This is a genomic window from Nocardia sp. CA-084685 (assembly GCF_050955785.1).
Taxonomy (GTDB): domain Bacteria; phylum Actinomycetota; class Actinomycetes; order Mycobacteriales; family Mycobacteriaceae; genus Nocardia.
The window spans coordinates 4,000,780-4,018,279 of record NZ_CP192094.1 but is presented as its reverse complement, the minus strand read 5'-3'; the positions used below and the strand labels follow the sequence as shown (position 1 = coordinate 4,018,279).

Sequence of the window (17,500 nt, the reverse complement as noted above, 5' to 3'; positions counted from 1 at the left end):
ACCGAGCAATAACCAGATCGGTACCGGACAGTATGGGCGGTGCTTGCGGTTTTCGGGGCGGTCTCCGCGGAACCTGTCTGGAATGTCCGAAGGCGCGGCGCGACACGCCGGTGCACGGGTGTAGCATTTCGCCCGAAACCCAGCGCGGGAGCTCGGGCACGGCCGGGCTGAGAGGGCGGACCCCACGTTTCGCCGACCGCATGAACCTGTCCGGGTAATGCCGGCGTAGGGAGAGCGGTACCGGGATGTCTGCAACCACCGTTGATCGATCCGAGCGGCGCGAAGCACCGCTGACCCTGGACCAACCAGCGCCGAAGGTGCTCTCGTTCTGGGACCAGAGCGCATTCTGGGCGAACCTCGGGGTCAGCCTGTTCGCATTCTCCGGTGCCTACACTGTGCTGGCGCCCAATTCCGATGGCGCCGCGCAGATCTCCATCGCCGCGGGCATTCTCGCGATGATCATCGGAACGGTGGTCGGCGGACTCATGCTCGGCCTGGCCGCAGTGCCCGGAGCCAAGACCGGTAAGCCCGCGATGATGTTGCTGCGCGGCCTGTTCGGCGCGAAGCTCAGCTATCTGCCGACCGTGCTCAATATCGCGCAGCTGATCGGTTGGGGCACCTTCGAATTGATCGTCATCGGCGATGCGGCCGAGGAGTTGTTCGGTGGTGGGCCGCACTGGATTTATGTGGTCACCGCGGGTGTGCTGACGACGGTTTTGACGATCTGGCCGCTCGGTTCGGTTCGGATGCTGCGACGGTTCGTGACCGTCGGTGTGGTGATCGCGTTGATCTGGTTCTACGTCCAATTCGTGCGCGCGGGTCTGCCGGATCTCACCGCCAACCCGGGCGCGGCGGGCGGTGGGCCGTTCGGCGTGGACTGGAATCTGTTCTGGGTCGCGACCGATGCTGCGCTCGCGGTTTCGATTTCGTGGGTGCCGGTGGCCGCGGACTACACCCGGCACTCCCGCAGCACCGGCGCGGCATTCGGCGCGGCCAGTGGGGCATATGCGCTCACCCAGATCATCGCGTATGCGCTCGGGCTGTTCGCGCTGGCGCTCGCATCCGGCGACGGCGGGGTGTACACGCCGTTCCTGAAGGTGACCCTCGGAGCGGTGTTCTTTTTCATCTTCGTCTTCCGTGAGGCCGACCAGTCGTTCGCGAATGTGTACTCGACAGCGGTATCGATCCAGAATCTCGCGCCCCGGGTGGATCGCCGGGTGCTCTCGATCGGTCTGGGTGTGCTGATCACGCTGCTCGCGCTGCGGCTGAACATGGCGAACTACTTCGGCTTCCTCGGGCTGATCGGGTCAGTTTTCGTGCCGCTGCTCGGCGTGCTCGTCGCGGACTTCTTCCTGCGGGCGCGCGACCAGTGGGATACCTCGGCGCACGCGCCGTCGCGATGGGGCATGGTTTTCGCCTGGCTGGTCGGGCTTTCGGTCTACCAGCTGATCAATCCCGGCGACGCCGGAGTGTGGACCGACTTCTGGGTGGACGCGCAGGAGAAGCTGCACTTCACCAAGCAGGCGTGGATGAGCGCGTCACTGCTGTCGTTCCTGGCCGCGGTGGTGGTCGCGTGGGGTGTGGGACGTCTATCGCTGCTGCGCAAGTCTGCGTAGCCTCCGGACCATCACGCCGGTACCGCAGCAATCGCGCACCCGACACGCGCGATGCCGGTTCTCCGAGCGTCATTCACCGCCGAACGCCCTCGCACAGAGTTCGACCTGATGCGCTGTCGCATATCCAGTGAGGACCTCGCACAGGTGCGCGGCTTATGCGAGCTGCTCACTGGGGTGTGCGAGGCCGTCACTGCGGTCGGCCGACTTCGTGAGTGCCGACCGGTTCGTACGCCATTCGGGCGGCGTCGGCGAGTGTTTCGTGAGCGATTCGCCGAGACAGAGTATGGCTGTGCTGCTCTCAGATAACGGCGGTCGCGGGTTTTTCGATCTCTTTGCGGCACAAACTTTCTGGTCGCGCAATCTTGCGTGGCACGCAAGTTTGCGTATCGTGTAAGGCGTGGCATTCGTACTCGGGTTGCGGGAACGCAAGAAGCTCGCGACTCGGGAAGCGCTCGGATTCGCGGCGCTGCGACTGGCGGTCGAGCGTGGGCTCGACAGTGTGCTGGTGGAGGACATCGCGGCGGCGGCGGGTGTTTCGCCACGTACGTTCAATAATTACTTCGCCAGTAAGTACGAGGCCGTGTGCTCGGTGGCGGTCGATCGCGCCCGGCGGATCGCGAATGGACTGCAGGATCGTCCGGCGGCCGAAGCGCTGTGGCCCGCGGTAATCCACGCGGTACTCGCCGAATTCCACGACGACGAGCTGCCCGATCCGGCATGGACTCACGGTATTCGGCTGATCACCGGCGAGCCTGCGCTGCAGGGTGAATATCTCAAGGCACAGGCCGTCATCCAGGAGGCGATCGCGACCGCCATCGCCGAACGCACCGGCCGCGACCTGCGCACCGATATGTTCCCGCGGATCATGGCGGGCGCGATCGCGACGGCACTGCAGGTCGCCATCGATCGCTGGGTCGCTGCGGACCCGCCCACCGCGGCACTGCCCGTCATCCGGGAAGCGTTGCGGCAATTGTCCTATCTACCAGGAGCCTTTCCGATGGACGTCCCCACCAACCACATCCTCGCCGTGCCAGGTGCGTCGCTGTACTACGAGATCCGCGGCACCGGACCGCTGCTGCTGCTCATCCCGGGTGGCAATGGCGACGCCGGGAGCTTCGATCAGATCGCCGAACGCCTCGCGGATCGCTATACCGTGGTCTCCTACGATCGACGCGGCTTCTCCCGCAGCCCAGGGCAGGACCACAACGTCCAACTCGACGGCGCCGATGCCACCGCACTGCTCACCCACCTCGGCGATCAGCCCGCCGCCGTGCTCGGCAGCAGCTCCGGTGCCATCGTCGCGCTCGAATTGCTCACGACCCGACCCGAACTCGTGCATACGCTCATCGCACACGAACCGCCGCTGGCGACCGTACTGCCCGACGCCGACAAGTGGCTCACCTTCTTGGACGAGGTCCACCAGACCAGCAAATCCGAGGGCTTCGTCGCCGCCATATCGCTATTCGCCCAGGGCGTCGGGCTGCGCCGAACACAGCCCGCCGAAGAACCCACGGCCGAAGCCGCCGCGATCAGTGCGCGCATCCAGCAGAACATGCAGTTCTGGATGGAATGCGAAATGCGCCAGTACGTTCGCTACACACCGGATTTCGACGCACTGCAACCCGTCGCCGACAAGCTCGTCCTCGCTATCGGACACGATTCGAAGGAAATGTTCCCGGCGCTGCCCAACGCGGTACTCAGCGAACGTCTCGGACTCGACATCGTGGAATTCCCGGGCGACCACGTCGGATACCGAAGCGCCCCCGAGGAATTCGCCACTCAACTCCATACGTTGCTCGACAAGCGCGGATAGGTACGTCTCGCACTCGGCCCCCGCGGCACAACTCGCCACCTACCCCGCCGGCGCCGTGCCTCACCTAGGCCCGAAACCATTCCCAGCCCACCCTGAACCAACCTTTCCGCCGCCACCCGATCCTGCCCTCGAGCGCCACCATGCGCGGGTGCTCGATCACCTCTTCCACAGTGAAGGCGACGATATCCCACGGTGAGTCCGCCCGATCGACGCGCGTGGAATAACGACACACCCCCACGTCTCGAGGGGAACGGCACGCCGAAAGGTCTGGCGTGAGCCGCCTTCCGGGCCTGGGGCAGCCATTTCGGTCGCAGACGTCCCGCCCGGCGCATGCCGCCGTCGCCGACAAATAGGCACGAGTGTCCTAGCGGGCATTGGCGCGAGACAGATTCCAGCTCTGCCACGTGTCGTCGTCGAGACTCGTGCGGATGGGACCGACTATCTTCGCGCGTTGTGGCTGCGGGAGTCGGTCGAGGGCGGGGAAGATATCGGGAGAGAGTCTGCTGAGGTAGAGCGTGTCGAGGTTCTCGCCGTGCTGCCAGCGATCAATATTTCGTGCCGCGACAAGGCCTTCCGGGTTGAGCACGGCCAGCACGAACAGCGTCGAGAAGGCGGTGCCGATGGCGGCGCGTGGCAGCCAGGTGCCGTCGAGGCGCAGCACCGCCGCGATCATCAGCAGGTACACCAGCCCCAGCCACAATTCGCATACCTCCACGAGCACGCGCAGGACAGTGAACCCGTAGGCCTGTTGATAGGTCCACATGCGGCCGAGGGCCGAGGCGACGATGATCAGCGTCAGCGCGCCGATCGCGCACAGCAGGATGCGCAGCCAGGCCCGGTCAACGGCGGATTCCTGTGCGGCCCACCGTAATACGACGGCGATTACGACGAGGGTGAGGATAGTGACGATCGAGAGCTGCCAGAATCCGCTGCGCGCGTATTCGGCGTAGGTCAGATTCGCGGTGCGCTGGACGTAATCGTCACCGCCGAACAATGCGACGAACTGGGCACCGACGAAGACCGCGAACAGGATGGTCAGAGCGCCCACCGGCAGTGCCCATTCCATCCGTCGCAGGCATCGGCCGGATGGCGCGCCTGTCGCCGCGGCTCGCGGACCCGCAAGCAGATACATCGCCCCGACGCTGCCGAGCCCGAGTACCGCGAACAGCACGATCCACTGCACGACCGATGCCGCGTCGAGCTGTGGCGTCACCGCGTCGAGCAATGTCGCGAATGTCGCATCGGCGCCGCCCAGCAACGGCACGAACACCGCCAACAACGCGAGCGTCACCGCAACCGACATCCCGGCGCGCCACGACCGCCGCGCTGAACTTTCACCGGTCCGCCCGAACGCCGAATACACCCACGGAATGCCCGCAATGGACTCGATCGGCACCGCGATCACGTCGTACCACGCGCCATACACCGACCGCCGCCCAACGACAGCCAACGATCCGGCCACGACGGCCCCTACGACACAGAGCGCGAAAAGCCACCCTGCGGCCCGCACCGCACCCACGGCCAGCAGCGCCAACGCCAGGGCTGTCCACCACACCCGCCCCCAATTCGCAGCGCGACCAGGGAATACCGATCCAACCACAACAGTCTCCGCACCACTGTCTTCCAGCGTCGAGCGACTGCCGATGACGACTGGACCAGCGGTTTGCGCAGCACGCTCTCCTGCCCCCAATGCGGGCGACTGCGCCGATTCGGACGAATCCGCTATCGGCGACGCACCCTGATCCACCGCGCCCCGACTGTCCGACGAATCAGTTCGACCTGGCTCTACCCCACCCGTGGGGAGCATCTCAGCACCGTCAGCCACGGGAACCGGCAGCTCCTGCTCATGCTCATCTATCGTCGCGGTGGGCGATTCAGCCAACGGATTCGGTATCGATGGTGCATCGTCGCGCACCATGCCGCCGCTGCTCCCATCAGACTGGTCGAGCTGCGCGCCAGCACCTTCGACCGACGTCGCGCCACCGGGCACCTCGGGGGCCGAGTGCCCTGGGCGATGCTCCATGGTGTGCGAGGCGGCCGAATGAGGTGTCGAGACCGCCGCTTCGGCCGTGCGTCGTGCGCGGCGGTCCACCATGAATACCGCGGCCGCTGCCACCGAACCAGCGAGTACCCAACCGATTCCAGGTCGGTCCAGCGGGATGAAGACCGCGCCCGCGATACCCGCGATAGCCGCTGCGGGCAGTACGCCCGCCGGGCAGGCAATGCGCCGCCACCTCGGCAGTTGCACCGGCCGGGGTCGCGGCGCCGGGAACCCGGAACTCGGCGGCGGAACCGGCGGCATGGTCGGTGGCGCACCCAGTGGCGGACTTATCAGCACATTCGACGGGCTCGACCACACACTCGGCGAGGTCTGCGCATCCGCTACCGACTGGTCTCCCACGTTCGGCTCCGATTTCGTTACGGATGGCGCAGGTGATTCGGGTCGCGCTGGTTCGGGTTGGTCTGGCATGAGTGTCGCCTCCTACGGGCGTGCGGGATCATCCCGGGACCTCATTGGTCCGGGCTGTGGAATATCGGAGTGCGTTAAGGGGCCGGGAGAATCACGCGAATGCGCGAGCCCGGATCGGTGACGGCTATTGTGCCGCCGTGTAGGTCGACTATCCAGCGCGAGATGGCAAGCCCCAGTCCGGTACCGCCGCCGTCGGTGCGCCCGCCGCGGGTGAAGCGGTCGAAAATGGTGCCGCGCTCGGCGATCGGAATGCCGGGGCCTTGGTCTTGGACGTCGATGACCAGCCCGCCGCGGTCGGCGCGGGCCTCGATGCATACTTCGCCACCGGCGGGTCCGTGGCGGGCGGCGTTGTCGAGCAGATTGAGCAGCACCTGATGCAAACGTGCACGGTCTGCGAAAACGCTTGCGCTGCTCGGTTGCACATCGGTGCTGAAGCGCACGCCGCGTCCGAGCGCCGCGGCGGCCACCTCGGCCTCAGCGACGACTTCGGCCAAAAGCGGTGTGACGCTGAGTTCTTCGCGGTCCAGCGCGCGGGCGCCGGATTCGATGGTGGACAGGTCGAGCAGTTCGGAGACGAGTCGGCCGAGCCGTTCGGTTTGGGCGAGTGCGGTGCGCAGGGTTTTGTCGTCGGGTTCGCAGACACCGTCGACCATGTTCTCCAGCACCGCATTCAGCGCGGTGATGGGGGTGCGCAGTTCGTGGGAGACATTGGCGATCAGGTCGCGGCGCTGCTGGTCGGCGGCGGCCAGATCGGCGGCCATCTGGTTGAAGGCCACCGCGAGTTGCCCTACCTCGTCGCGGGAACTGGCCCGCACTCGGCGGGTGTAGTCGCCCTGCGCCATGCGCTTGGCCGCCGCCGTCATCTCCCGCAACGGCCGAGTGGTGCCGTGCGCGAGGATTTGCGAGGTGATCAGCGCGATCACCGTTGCCGCGATCGTCGTCTTCGGCGGCAGCCAGCCGATCCGCAGCCGGAAGAACCCGAATGCCACCCCGGCCGACCCGAGCATCAGAATCGCGAACTTCAGCTTGATCGATGTGACCGGATCCAGCGGCCGCGGCAGCACCTCCGCGACCGCGTCCGATAGGCCACGCAGCTTCCGCGAAATCGCCGCGCGCACGACATCCTCGCTCATCGCGCATCCAGCGCATAACCGACACCGTGCACCGTGCGGATCACATCCGCTCCGAGCTTGCGGCGCAAAGCCTTGATATGACTGTCGACGGCCCGAGTGCCTGCGGCTTCGGCCCAATCCCAAACCTCTTCGAGCAATCGCTCGCGGGCCAGCACCACGCGGGGACGTCGTGCCAGCCGAGCCAGCAGGTCGAATTCCAGCGGGGTGAGCTGCGCTTCGATATCGGCGCGCCACACGCGACGCTGATCCACATCGATGCGTAGGTCGCCGACGATGATGGTGGCGCCATCGCGTTCGACGGCGCGGTCCATGCGGCGCAGCAGCGCGTGGACGCGGGCAGCGAGGATACGAAGCGAGAACGGCTTGGTCAAGTAGTCGTCCGCGCCGACGCCGAGTCCGATGAGCTGATCGGTTTCGTCGGTGCGCGCGGTGAGCATCAGGACCGGAACCGGGCGCGCGGCCTGTATGCGGCGGCACACCTCGAGACCGTCGAAGCCGGGCAGCATCACATCCAGCACCACCAGATCGGGCACGACCGCTTCGGCCGCCGCGACCGCCCCCGGACCGTCATGGGCGAGCTCGACGCTGAACCCCTCGGACCGCAGTCGCGCCGCCACCGATTCGGCGATGGTCACCTCGTCGTCGACCACCAGAATCCGTCGCGCCGCCTGCCCGAAGCCCGCCGCCTGCTGTTCCATGAACCGAAACCCTAGCCACCGGCTGTGGAGAGAACCCGCATCAATTGTGGAGATTCCGTGTGCACCGCCGACGGCGGCAGCTCGACGGGGCCACGTCGACGACATCAAACCGTGTCCCACCTGCAACTCCAGCGCATACCGAGAAGCGGCGACCACGGCGGAAAGTTAGCGACATGGTTGCCATGGGAAGGATCGGGATACACTTGCTCGTCGCCGCGGTCATCGCGGTCATCGCCCCCTCTGGGCTCTCCGGTACCGCGATGGCCGCACAGATGGCGACAATGGGCGGGGGCTCGGGCATTGTGCTCGACGGCCGAGCGGTATGCACCCTCACTACGGTCGGCTACGACAGCGCCGATCGGATGGTCGGACTCACCGCCGGACACTGCGCCGAGATCGGTATGCCTGTCCAGTCCGAGACACAGCAGGCAGGCGTCATCGGCACCGTCGCCGCGGTCGACCACAACAACGACTTCGCCGTCATCGAATTCGACCGCACCAAGGTCACGCCGGTTCGCCAAGTTGCGCAGACCTATATCGGTGGCATCGGCGTACCGCCGCGACCGGGCGATATCGTCTGCAAGAACGGCCGCACCTCCGGCTTCGACTGCGGAGTGGTGTGGGATACGCGCGAGTGGTGGTTCCAGAGCCAGCTCTGCTCCAGACCGGGCGATTCGGGCGGTCCGGTCACGCTCGGCGACCGCCTGGTCGGGATGAATATCGGGCATATCGGGGTCATGGTGCTCGGCGTGACACTCTTCGACATGGCCTGCGGCACGGCGGCGGTGCACGATCCGGCCGTGGCGATCGAGATCGGCGTCATCCTGGGTGAGATGGATCGGTCGGGTGGTGTCGGCGCCGGTTTCCGGCCGCTGTGAGATCACGGCTGCGATTCCGGCCCGTCCGTTCCAGCACTCGATGCCGAGATGCGCCGACTGTCAAGCGAATACGGAATCACCCTGATCGGCTCGACCCGTTGCCGCCACCGCATCTTCGCGTATCGGCGGGCGTTAGCCGTTCAGCTCGGCAAGTAGGAAGTCGCGGGCAACGCTGGATGCTCGTTCGAACTGCTCCTCGTAGACGGCGAAATGAGTGCCGGGGACAAGCGCCAGTCGTTTGGGCTCCAGAGCTTCGGCGTAGCTCTGCAGCGCGATATCGCTGGGCGTCAGAGTGTCTTGATCGGCGATCACCATCAGCAGTGGTGTCGGAGAAACGCGCTGCAGGAACGCTTCTGGGGCGTAGGACTGGAATTTGTCGACGCTGGAGAGGGTGACCTCGTTGCGCCAGGTGGGTATCTGCGGGCCGTTGGCCATCAACCAGTTGTAGACCTCGAGACCGGGCATCGCGACGAGTTCGGTGGGATCATCGGATGCCGCCTTGATCATCTGATGTGGTTTGCCCGACGCGCGGGCCTGGCGGTCAGCGGCGATGGCCGCATGGACCGCCGGCAGCATGATGGATGGCACCAAACTGCGGAAGTTGGCCCAGCCGTTGGTCAGTGGCACCTGCGACACGACCGCTCGCACGCGTCGATCGGTCGCCGCGACGACCAACACGTGTCCGCCCGCGAAACTGGTCCCCCAGATGCCGATGCGTTCCGGATCGATGCCCTCGAGGGTCTGGGCGAAGGTGATCGCATCGCGGTAGCCCTCGATCTGGGCGAACGGATCGACTTCGTAGCGGGGCTCACCGTCGGAAGTCCCGAATCCAGGATGGTCGTACACCAGACACGCCAGGCCCGCTCTGCTGAACACCTCGGCGAAGGGGGCCACCCATTCCTTGACGCCCGCGAAGCCGTGCGTCATCACCACCAGCGGGACAGGACCCGACGCCGCTTCCGGCCGGTAGAGCCAGCCACGTAACGTCACTGCGCCACTGGTGAATTCGATATCGACCCGCATGCGATGCCCTCCATTACTTCCGTCCTGTAACGAAGGTACGGCGCGAGTGGCACGATGTCGAAGGCCCAGTCGATGATCTCCGGATACCGCGCGGCAGGCTGGCTACCATGACGAGGATGCTGAGCAACGCACACATCGAAGCCCGCATACCCACCCAGGATCTGGCCCGAGCCCGCCGCTGGTACGCCGAGAAACTGGGCCTCGAACCGGTCGAAGAACGCGAGGGCGGCCTGCGCTACGAAGGTGCGTCGGGCGTCTTCTGCCTGTTCGCCTCCGCCGGGGCTTCCGACGGCTCGTTCACCCAGCTGGGGTTCTACGTCGATGACATCGAGGCAACCGTCGCGAGCCTACGGGCCCGCGGCGTGGTTTTCGAGGAATACGACGGCACGGTGAACGGGATCATGGATATCGAAGGCAACTATCCGAACAAGGGGCGAGCCGAGCGGGGCGCATGGTTCCGCGACAGTGAAGGCAATATGCTCGGTATCGGTCAGGTCATCCCCTAGCGCACCGATCCGCCTCCGAGGGGACAGTCATCATTGGAGCGCAAGGTAAGAGCCACCGGCGAAATCTGGTTCCCACCCGGTCCGCTGTAGCGGCTCAGCCAGTCCTGCGGCAGGGGACCACGCGGAGAACGCGTCCCCGTGTGTGCCATGTTGCCCGGTCATGCCCACGACCGCGAAAACATCGGTCCCCCACCGGAATACGCCTGCGGTCGCAGCGCCGCAGGACTCGAATAATTCAGATCTGAGCGAGCTTGCGGGCATCCTTGCGGACACCGAAAGAGGTGACGATCTCCATGATGCCGAGGATGATCAGCCACCACCCGGCGACCAAGGCCAGCGTCGCCACCGATGCGACCGGCCACGCGATCAGCACCACACCGCCGATCGCGGTGATGATTCCGAAGAGACCCTCCCAGCCCCGACCGGGCAGCGTCGGCTCGGAGATCGCCGCCATCAGCAGCGAGACACCACGGAACAGCCAGCCGATACCGATCCACAGGCCGAGTAACAGAATCGATTCCAGCTCGTCACGAAAGCAGAAGACACCGATGATGATCGACAACACACCACTGATGAACGCGAGAACCCGGACTCCAGGGCTGGTGTGTGTGCCGAATGCGGCCACCAACTGCAGGAAGCCACTCACCACCAGGTAGATGCCGAAGATGATGCCCGCGGCGACCAGCGTCACACCAGGCCATACCAGGATCATGACGCCGAGGATTACCGACAGGATGCCGGTGACCAGAACCATTTGCCACGCACTGCGCGCAAGCGACTGCAGAGGACCCTCTAGCACGCTGTTTGTCGTCATGACGTGATATTAGGCCGCGAAACAGTAGTTTTCTGGAAATTTGCCAGATGCGCGCATCTGGACGGCCGTCAGGCGGGTGTCGCGATATTCACCATCCACGCGATACCGAAGCGATCCAGGCACATGCCGAATTCGTCGCCCCACATCTGCTTCTCCAACGGCACGGTCACCGTGCCACCGGCGCACAGCTTGTCCCAGTAGCCGCGCAGTTCGTCGGCGTCGTCACCGGAGAGACTGATCGAAATACTGCTTCCGGGTTTGTACTCCATACCTGGCGGGGTATCCGAAGCCATCAGCGTGAACCCACTCGGCGTCTCCAGCATGCCGTGCATGATCAGCTGCGCGCCGGGCGCGTCCTTATCCCCCATATCCCCGAAAGTCTGCATCGTCAGCGTGCCGTCGAACACATCGCGATAGAACTCCAACGCCGTGCGCGCCGAGTCGGAAAAACTGATGTACGGGTTCAGCCGGGAGGTCATAGGAACGCTCCTTGGTGGTAGTTGGCCGCCATCGCCGAGGTTAGTCCTCCGACTCGGACAGTGGGCTCGATAACGGGGTACTCGCTCACGTTTATCGCCGAGAGGGCTCGGGTAGTCATCCCTAAGTGGCTCTCGTCGTGTGCACCCATGGGGTGAAGCGGGTGGGTCGGGTTCGCGATCTCGGGTGGCTAGGAGAAGAGGGTGGCGGTTGTTCTCGTGCTGCAGGCACGTGGCCTCGGTGATCTGCTCACCGCGGTTCCCGCGTTGCGCGCGCTGCGACGGGCGAAACCGCGTGATCAGATCGTCCTCGCCGCTCCGCACCGTCTGAAGCCCATCGTCGACCTGATCGCCTCCGTCGACTCCATGATCCCGACCGCCGACCTGAGCGACCTGCGCTGGGATGCACCCGAACCCACGCTTGCGGTCAATCTGCACGGACCGAGCGCCGAGAGCATCGTCGCGCTCACCAAGACCGATCCCGGACGCATCCTCTCCTACCGCAATCCGGCGTTTCCGGAGCTGGAGGGCCCGGAATGGCACGCGGATATGCATCACGTCGAGCGCTGGTGTCATCTGCTCGAATCCGACGGCATCGTCGCCGATCGCCGCAATCTCGGACTCGTCCCCCCGGTCGCCACCACCAGTCGCCGCGATTGCGTCGTGGTCCATGTGGGAGCCGGGGCACCGGCTCGCCGTTGGCCCCCGGACCGATTCGCCGCGGTCGTGCGGCATCTGCTCGTACTCGGTCGCGAAGTGGTGCTCACCGGTGACCCGTCCGAGCGCGACACCGCGCTGAATATTGCCGCCCGCGCGGGCCTACCCGTGGGCCGGGTGCTCGCGGGTGAGCAGAACCTCATCGAACTCGCCGCCACGGTCGCCGAGGCCGCACTGGTCATCTGCGGTGATACCGGCGTCGCACATCTGGCCACCGCCTTCGGAACCCGCACCGTGTTGTTGTTCGGTCCGACACCGCCGCGCTGGGGTGGGCCGCCACCGCATCTTCTCGGTAGGCACGCGGTGCTGTGGGCCGGCCAACTCGGCGATCCGATGGCCGATACCCCCGACCCCGGATTACTGCGGATCGGTGTCACCGAGGTGATCAGCGCGATCGACAAGCAGCTCGCCAAGCGGGCGTGGCCGGGCGGCGGAAACAATCGCGGACGCACGACGTATCGCCGCGTGGGTTGACCACCATTCAGGCGTTACCCTCGGCGCGGGCGTTGCTCAAGGCTGCGGCATAGGCCGCTAGCGCGCTGGGCCAGAACTGCTCCAGATAGTCACGTGCGTCGCCCAGTCCGCGGGGGTCGAGGAAGTACAGCCGCCGATTACCGTCCGGGCGCATCATCACCAGTCGGGCCGCGCGCAGTACACGCAGATGCTGGGATGCTGCCGAGCTGGTTACGCCGACGAGTTTCGCGAGATCACCGACCGACATCGGCGCGGTCGGCAGTGCTTCGAAAATGGCCCGACGGGTCGGGTCAGCGAGCGCCTCGATGGCCAGAACTCCATTAGTCGGCACTGAAACAGTGTGAGCGATTGGCCTCTGGTTGGTCAATTTCGCGCAATACGGGTTTCTCCAGGTAGATAACACAGCAACGCCATATCGTTACCTAGCCGTAACCAGCCAACTGGGCTTTCCCGAGCCTGTGGCGGTTGCCACAGGATTACGAAACCCAAATGCCGGTCCCGTACGTTCGATCCATGCCCGTGACCGTACCGTTACCTTATCGTCTCGGCTCGACCCGTTCACGCCGCAACCGCGCCGCGACCCGGGTGGTTGCCGCGGCAGCGGCCGTCAGCGCCTCGCTCGGCGTTTCGGCCGCCGTTGAGCCCGACGCACTGGCCGGAAAGACCGAGTTGTCGGCCGACCGAACCAGTGATGCCGTCGCCTTCACCGCATTCACCCCGCGCGAGGCCCAGATGCCGCAGACCGTACCCGAGGCCGTGAGCTGGGAGCAGCACCGCATCGCCGCCGAGGCGGCCCGTCCGCGCACCGTTCGTCCCATCGCGGGCGTACTGACCTCCAGCTTCGGCATGCGCTGGGGTGCGCTGCACGCGGGTCTCGATTTCGCCGATCAGATCGGGACCCCGATCGCCGCGGTCACCGACGGCACCGTCATCGAGGCGGGTCCGGCCTCCGGCTTCGGCATGTGGGTTCGGGTGCAGCAGGATGACGGCACCATCGGCGTCTACGGCCACGTGAACGATATTCTGGCCACCGTCGGTCAGCAGGTGCGCGCTGGCGATGTCATCGCCACCGTCGGCAACCGCGGCTTCTCCACCGGCCCGCACCTGCACTACGAAGTCCACTCGGGCGACGGCACCCCGATCGATCCGATGCCCTGGCTCGGCGCGCGCGGCATCGCCGTCGGCCTGGCCGCAGAGTAAGCGCTCCCTATCCGATTCAGCCACCGGCGCATTCGCGATTCGATGAGGGGATAGCGAATGCATCCGGTGGTCGATTTCTAGTACCGCGGTATCACCCGCGAATGGCGCTGCAGCGGGACGTGGTCGTGCGTCGTCGATTCCTACCGTCGGCTCATGTCGACGATCGATAATGTTTCCGCTCCTGGCGATTCCGCGCGCGACCATCGCCCCGCCGTCGGCGCGGACCTGCCGCGCGGCCCTCGCCTGCATCGCCCGCTGCTGTGGATGGTGGCCGCGATGGCTGCGCTGGTCCTGTTCTCGGCCGGTGGCATGGCATTCGACGACCGGATGCTGCTCGATGAATCCGTATGGCTCAAACCGCTCGAGTTCGGGCTCGCATTCGTGCTCTACGGGATCACGCTGGCATGGTTGCTGTCGTTGCCGCACAAGGGCAGTCGGGTTACCTGGTGGATGGGGGCAGTCTTCGCGGTCACCGGATTCGTGGACGTCGGGTTCATCGTGGTGCAGGCCGCGCGCGGCACCTACAGCCATTTCAACAGCGAGACCGATGCGGTGAACTCGATCGGTCAGATGGTCTTCGCGTCCGGTGTTCCCGGCTTGTTCTTCGCCAATCTCGTTATCGTGCTGATCCTTTCGTGGCAGCGTTTGGTGGACCAGCCGACCGCGCGGGCCGTTCACGCCGGCCTCGGCCTCGCTGTCGTGGGGATGGCGCTCGGGTACCTGATGGGGTTCACCGGAAAACAGTTGGTGCGCGATACCAACGGCAATGTGGTCGAGTTGGTGGCCGGCCATACCGTGCTGGAGAACCCGTCATTGGACGCACGTGACGGTGTCGCAGGCATGCCGATCACGCATTGGAGCACCATCGGCGGCGATCTGCGGATCCCGCATTTCCTCGGGCTGCACGCCATTCAGGTCTTGCTACTCGCGGTTGCCGTTCTGGCCTGGTTGGCGCCGCGCTACCCGTGGCTGCGGGCCGAACGCACGCGCGCCGCGCTGATCAGTGTCCTCGCATCGGGTTATACCGGCCTACTCGCGATCGTGTTCTGGCAGGCGATGCGAGCCCAATCGCTCGTGCATCCGGACGGTCGGACGCTGTTCGCCGCCGGTGTATTGATCTGGATAGTTGCTCTGCTGACTCTCGGCGTTTACTGGCGGGCCCGCGCCGTGGCGAATCACAGCCGCAACGCTCCGAGTGCCGTGCGAATGTTCGCCGCGGGGAGGCACACCCGCGGATAGTAGCCACAGCGCTCGCTGAGTTCCTGCTCCTATGGCCCTCAGGCGGCGACATCTCCAGTACGGTGGTCGAGCGCGCTGAGCGTGACCAGACCCGGAACACTCGTTCGGAAGAGCCGAGAAAGGTTGTTCAATGGCCCTGACGAATACCTTCGCCGTCATCCAGACTGTCGTACTGGCAGCATGGTTCGGCGCCATGGTCTATTCGATCGTCGTGGTGCAGCAGTTCCAACTGCGCGCCGCCGATCCGGATGAGTTCGAGGACATCGGCCAGCTGATGGCCAGCGGCTCGCGGCGCAGGATTCTGCGGCTGGCTGTACTGATCGCGATCTCCGGAACCGGCCTCGCCATCAGCCGCGCCACCGACACCCCCCGACCGAGCACCGAGTGGATCGTCTTGATGTGTATCAAGCTGGTGCTGTTCGTTATCGCGTGCGGTGCGTTTGCGTATCAGTCGTGGTGGGTTTGGCCGAAGCGGATCTTCGCGCTCCCCGCGGAGATGCCTGGTGTGCGGCGGACGTTTCTGATCACGTCGCTGGTGATGACGGTGACACTCGGCCTGATACTCGCCATCGACGTGATCGCGGCGACCGCGTAGGGTCAGGCGCCGCCCGCCATCGCGGACAGAATGGTCACCGACGAGCCGTCCCGCACCGCCGTCGCCAGCCCCTGCTCGGTCCGCACGTCGTTGTCGTCGACGTAGACGTTCACGAACCGGTGCAACTTGCCGTCGGTGACGATGCGGCCCTGCAGGCTGTCGTACTTGGATTCCAGATCGGCGATGATCGCTCCAACTGTCTCCCCCGACGCCTCGACTCGCTTCTCGCCGCCGGTGTGCCGTCGCAGCACCGCTGGAATACTGACCGTGACCGTCATCGGAACGCATCCTTCCCGCACCGTTCGCAGATTCGCCTCGGATAGTACGCGGGCCCGCAATAATTCGGCATGGACTGCACGGTCGGCATAGAGTCGAGAAAGTGGCGTCGACCGGAGAGGAGCCGCTCGTGATCGACGAGTACGACGTTGTGATCGTCGGCGGCAGCCTCGCCGGATGCGCGGCCGCAATCAACTTCGGACGCAGGGGCTTTCGCGTCGCCGTACTCGAGGCGCATCGTGACCCCGCCTTCTATAAACGATTGTGCACGCACCTCATCCAGCCGACCTCATTGCCTGCGGTTCAGCGCCTGGGGCTCGATAGCCCCATCGAGGCCGCGGGCGGCGTTCGGATGCACACATCGTTCTGGACGCCGGTCGGCTGGGCGCACGAGCACAGCGTCGCTGATCTCGGTCGGCACGGATACATTCTTCGTCGATCGGTGCTCGATCCGCTCATCCGTGAAATGGCTTCCGCGACAGCTGGTGTGGATCTCGTGCTCGGCGCCAAGGTGCGAGCACTACACCGGACAGGCAGCCGGATCGACGGCGTGGTGGCACACGTCGATGGTGCTGAGCGGACGGTGCGCGGACGTATGGTAATCGGTGCCGACGGTGTGAATTCCCGGATCGCCGAGGCGGCGGCCCTTCCCGCGCGCTTGTCACCCAACCGGCGGGCGAGCTATTTCGCGTACTTCCGGAACGTGCCGATCCCGGAGGGCAACTTCCGGGTCTGGTTGATGCCCCCGGATGCGCTCGGCCTGATCAACTCCGATGACGGACTTACGCTCGTCTCGATGTTGGTGGACAAACAGCGCGTCCCCGACCTGTTGGAGGGCAAGGAGGACTATTTTCGGCGCCGCTTCGCCGAACTTCCCGATCCGCCGGATCTGTCTCGGGCAGAACGGGTTTCCGACATCATCGGAACGAAAGACCGGCCGAATGTGACGCGGTTGCGGATCGTTCGCCCCGGCTTGGCGCTCGTCGGCGACGCCGCGCTCGCCGCGGATCCGCTGCGCGGGGTCGGCTGCGGCTGGGCGATAGAGAGCGCCGAGTGGTTGGCCGAGACCACCGCCGACGCATTGGCAACCGGTGATCCGGACCGTCTGGATTCGGCATTGCGGCGGTATCAGCGCACGCACCGGCGGCAGTTGTGGCCGCAGCAACTGGTGTTCAACCGCAATAGCCGCCAGGCGGCGCCACCACCACCGGTGCGGAAGCTGCTGGCGACCGCGGCCGCGGATCCCTATGTGGCCGAGCGGTTCTGGCCCGTCATCCAGCGAACCGCGTCCGCCAAGACGTTGCTGTCGCGGCGGGTGCTCGCGGCGGTGCGCCGCGCCGGGGGCGGCCGACTCGATGGCTGGCGCATCCCCGAGCCCATGGCGTCATCGCGTCCCGAACTCTTCATCGACCAGGTCGAATAGTTCGTCGTCGGTGACGGAGTCCAGTTCGGACCGCGATTGGTCGGTCTGAGGCGCGCGCATTCCGCTTTCGAGGCGAGTCAGCGTGCGGCGGACCGACTCTCGTTCCGTCTCGTCCGACAGGGATTCGAGCAGTGCTTCGATCTGCTGGA

Annotated in this window: 17 protein-coding genes and 1 riboswitch; of the genes, 9 read left to right on the top strand and 8 right to left on the bottom strand. The window is 65.6% G+C overall.

The features are described from left to right. The first annotated feature begins 134 nt into the window (after positions 1–134). Positions 135–249: riboswitch (TPP riboswitch) on the top strand. Together ACQP2U_RS17985 and ACQP2U_RS17980 are read left to right on the top strand one after the other, a co-directional pair. Beyond that, positions 246–1,616, top strand: coding sequence for a purine-cytosine permease family protein (locus ACQP2U_RS17985; protein WP_433715704.1), 1,371 nt, complete (start codon positions 246–248; stop codon positions 1,614–1,616). (Overlaps the previous riboswitch by 4 nt.) A 397-nt stretch (positions 1,617–2,013) precedes the next feature. After that, positions 2,014–3,429, top strand: a complete 1,416-nt coding sequence (locus ACQP2U_RS17980) for an alpha/beta fold hydrolase (RefSeq protein WP_433715703.1) — start codon at positions 2,014–2,016, stop codon at positions 3,427–3,429. A 364-nt stretch (positions 3,430–3,793) separates the two neighbouring features. Here the strand turns inward: ACQP2U_RS17980 and ACQP2U_RS17975 are convergent, their stop codons facing one another. From ACQP2U_RS17975 to ACQP2U_RS17965, 3 genes are all read right to left on the bottom strand, one after another. After that, positions 3,794–5,830, bottom strand: a complete 2,037-nt coding sequence (locus tag ACQP2U_RS17975; RefSeq protein WP_433715702.1) for a DUF4153 domain-containing protein — start codon at positions 5,828–5,830, stop codon at positions 3,794–3,796. A 143-nt stretch (positions 5,831–5,973) separates the two neighbouring features. Next, positions 5,974–6,906, bottom strand: coding sequence for a HAMP domain-containing sensor histidine kinase (locus ACQP2U_RS17970; RefSeq protein ID WP_433716510.1), 933 nt, complete (start codon positions 6,904–6,906; stop codon positions 5,974–5,976). 122 nt (positions 6,907–7,028) lie between these two features. Beyond that, complete coding sequence (locus ACQP2U_RS17965; protein ID WP_433715701.1) at positions 7,029–7,730, bottom strand: response regulator; 702 nt, start codon at positions 7,728–7,730, stop codon at positions 7,029–7,031. 203 nt (positions 7,731–7,933) lie between these two features. Between ACQP2U_RS17965 and ACQP2U_RS17960 the strand changes: the two genes are divergently transcribed. After that, a complete protein-coding gene (locus ACQP2U_RS17960; protein WP_433715700.1) occupies positions 7,934–8,608 on the top strand; it encodes a S1 family peptidase in 675 nt (224 codons plus the stop codon). 132 nt (positions 8,609–8,740) lie between these two features. On the opposite strand, the gene ACQP2U_RS17955 is transcribed toward ACQP2U_RS17960, so the two are convergent. Continuing rightward, the gene (locus ACQP2U_RS17955) at positions 8,741–9,631 is read right to left on the bottom strand and encodes an alpha/beta hydrolase (RefSeq protein ID WP_433715699.1); all 891 of its coding nucleotides are present in this window, start codon (positions 9,629–9,631) and stop codon (positions 8,741–8,743) included. Between the two features lie 116 nt (positions 9,632–9,747). Between ACQP2U_RS17955 and ACQP2U_RS17950 the strand changes: the two genes are divergently transcribed. Beyond that, the gene (locus ACQP2U_RS17950; protein ID WP_433715698.1) at positions 9,748–10,137 is read left to right on the top strand and encodes a VOC family protein; all 390 of its coding nucleotides are present in this window, start codon (positions 9,748–9,750) and stop codon (positions 10,135–10,137) included. A gap of 235 nt (positions 10,138–10,372) precedes the next feature. Here the strand turns inward: ACQP2U_RS17950 and ACQP2U_RS17945 are convergent, their stop codons facing one another. Together ACQP2U_RS17945 and ACQP2U_RS17940 are read right to left on the bottom strand one after the other, a co-directional pair. Beyond that, the gene (locus ACQP2U_RS17945) at positions 10,373–10,951 is read right to left on the bottom strand and encodes an HdeD family acid-resistance protein (protein ID WP_433715697.1); all 579 of its coding nucleotides are present in this window, start codon (positions 10,949–10,951) and stop codon (positions 10,373–10,375) included. A gap of 68 nt (positions 10,952–11,019) precedes the next feature. Then, positions 11,020–11,430, bottom strand: coding sequence for a VOC family protein (locus ACQP2U_RS17940; protein WP_397038332.1), 411 nt, complete (start codon positions 11,428–11,430; stop codon positions 11,020–11,022). A 201-nt stretch (positions 11,431–11,631) separates the two neighbouring features. Between ACQP2U_RS17940 and ACQP2U_RS17935 the strand changes: the two genes are divergently transcribed. Further along, positions 11,632–12,618: a glycosyltransferase family 9 protein gene (locus ACQP2U_RS17935; protein WP_433715696.1), complete on the top strand. Its 987-nt coding sequence runs from the start codon at positions 11,632–11,634 to the stop codon at positions 12,616–12,618. A gap of 7 nt (positions 12,619–12,625) precedes the next feature. On the opposite strand, the gene ACQP2U_RS17930 is transcribed toward ACQP2U_RS17935, so the two are convergent. Further along, on the bottom strand, positions 12,626–12,949 hold the full coding sequence (locus tag ACQP2U_RS17930; protein ID WP_397038328.1) for an ArsR/SmtB family transcription factor: 324 nt from the start codon (positions 12,947–12,949) through the stop codon (positions 12,626–12,628). A 182-nt stretch (positions 12,950–13,131) separates the two neighbouring features. Between ACQP2U_RS17930 and ACQP2U_RS17925 the strand changes: the two genes are divergently transcribed. From ACQP2U_RS17925 to ACQP2U_RS17915, 3 genes are all read left to right on the top strand, one after another. Further along, entirely contained in the window at positions 13,132–13,818 is a 687-nt protein-coding gene (locus ACQP2U_RS17925) for a M23 family metallopeptidase (RefSeq protein WP_433715695.1), read from the top strand. A gap of 153 nt (positions 13,819–13,971) precedes the next feature. Next, complete coding sequence (locus tag ACQP2U_RS17920) at positions 13,972–15,057, top strand: hypothetical protein (protein ID WP_433715694.1); 1,086 nt, start codon at positions 13,972–13,974, stop codon at positions 15,055–15,057. Between the two features lie 130 nt (positions 15,058–15,187). Further along, the gene (locus tag ACQP2U_RS17915; RefSeq protein WP_397038322.1) at positions 15,188–15,652 is read left to right on the top strand and encodes a hypothetical protein; all 465 of its coding nucleotides are present in this window, start codon (positions 15,188–15,190) and stop codon (positions 15,650–15,652) included. A gap of 2 nt (positions 15,653–15,654) precedes the next feature. Here ACQP2U_RS17915 and ACQP2U_RS17910 read toward each other — a convergent pair whose 3' ends face one another. Beyond that, positions 15,655–15,930, bottom strand: a complete 276-nt coding sequence (locus tag ACQP2U_RS17910) for a MoaD/ThiS family protein (protein WP_433715693.1) — start codon at positions 15,928–15,930, stop codon at positions 15,655–15,657. Positions 15,931–16,031: 101 nt separating this feature from the next. On the opposite strand from ACQP2U_RS17910, the gene ACQP2U_RS17905 reads away from it, so the two are divergent. Next, positions 16,032–17,351, top strand: coding sequence for an NAD(P)/FAD-dependent oxidoreductase (locus ACQP2U_RS17905; protein ID WP_433715692.1), 1,320 nt, complete (start codon positions 16,032–16,034; stop codon positions 17,349–17,351). Positions 17,352–17,500: the final 149 nt, after the last annotated feature.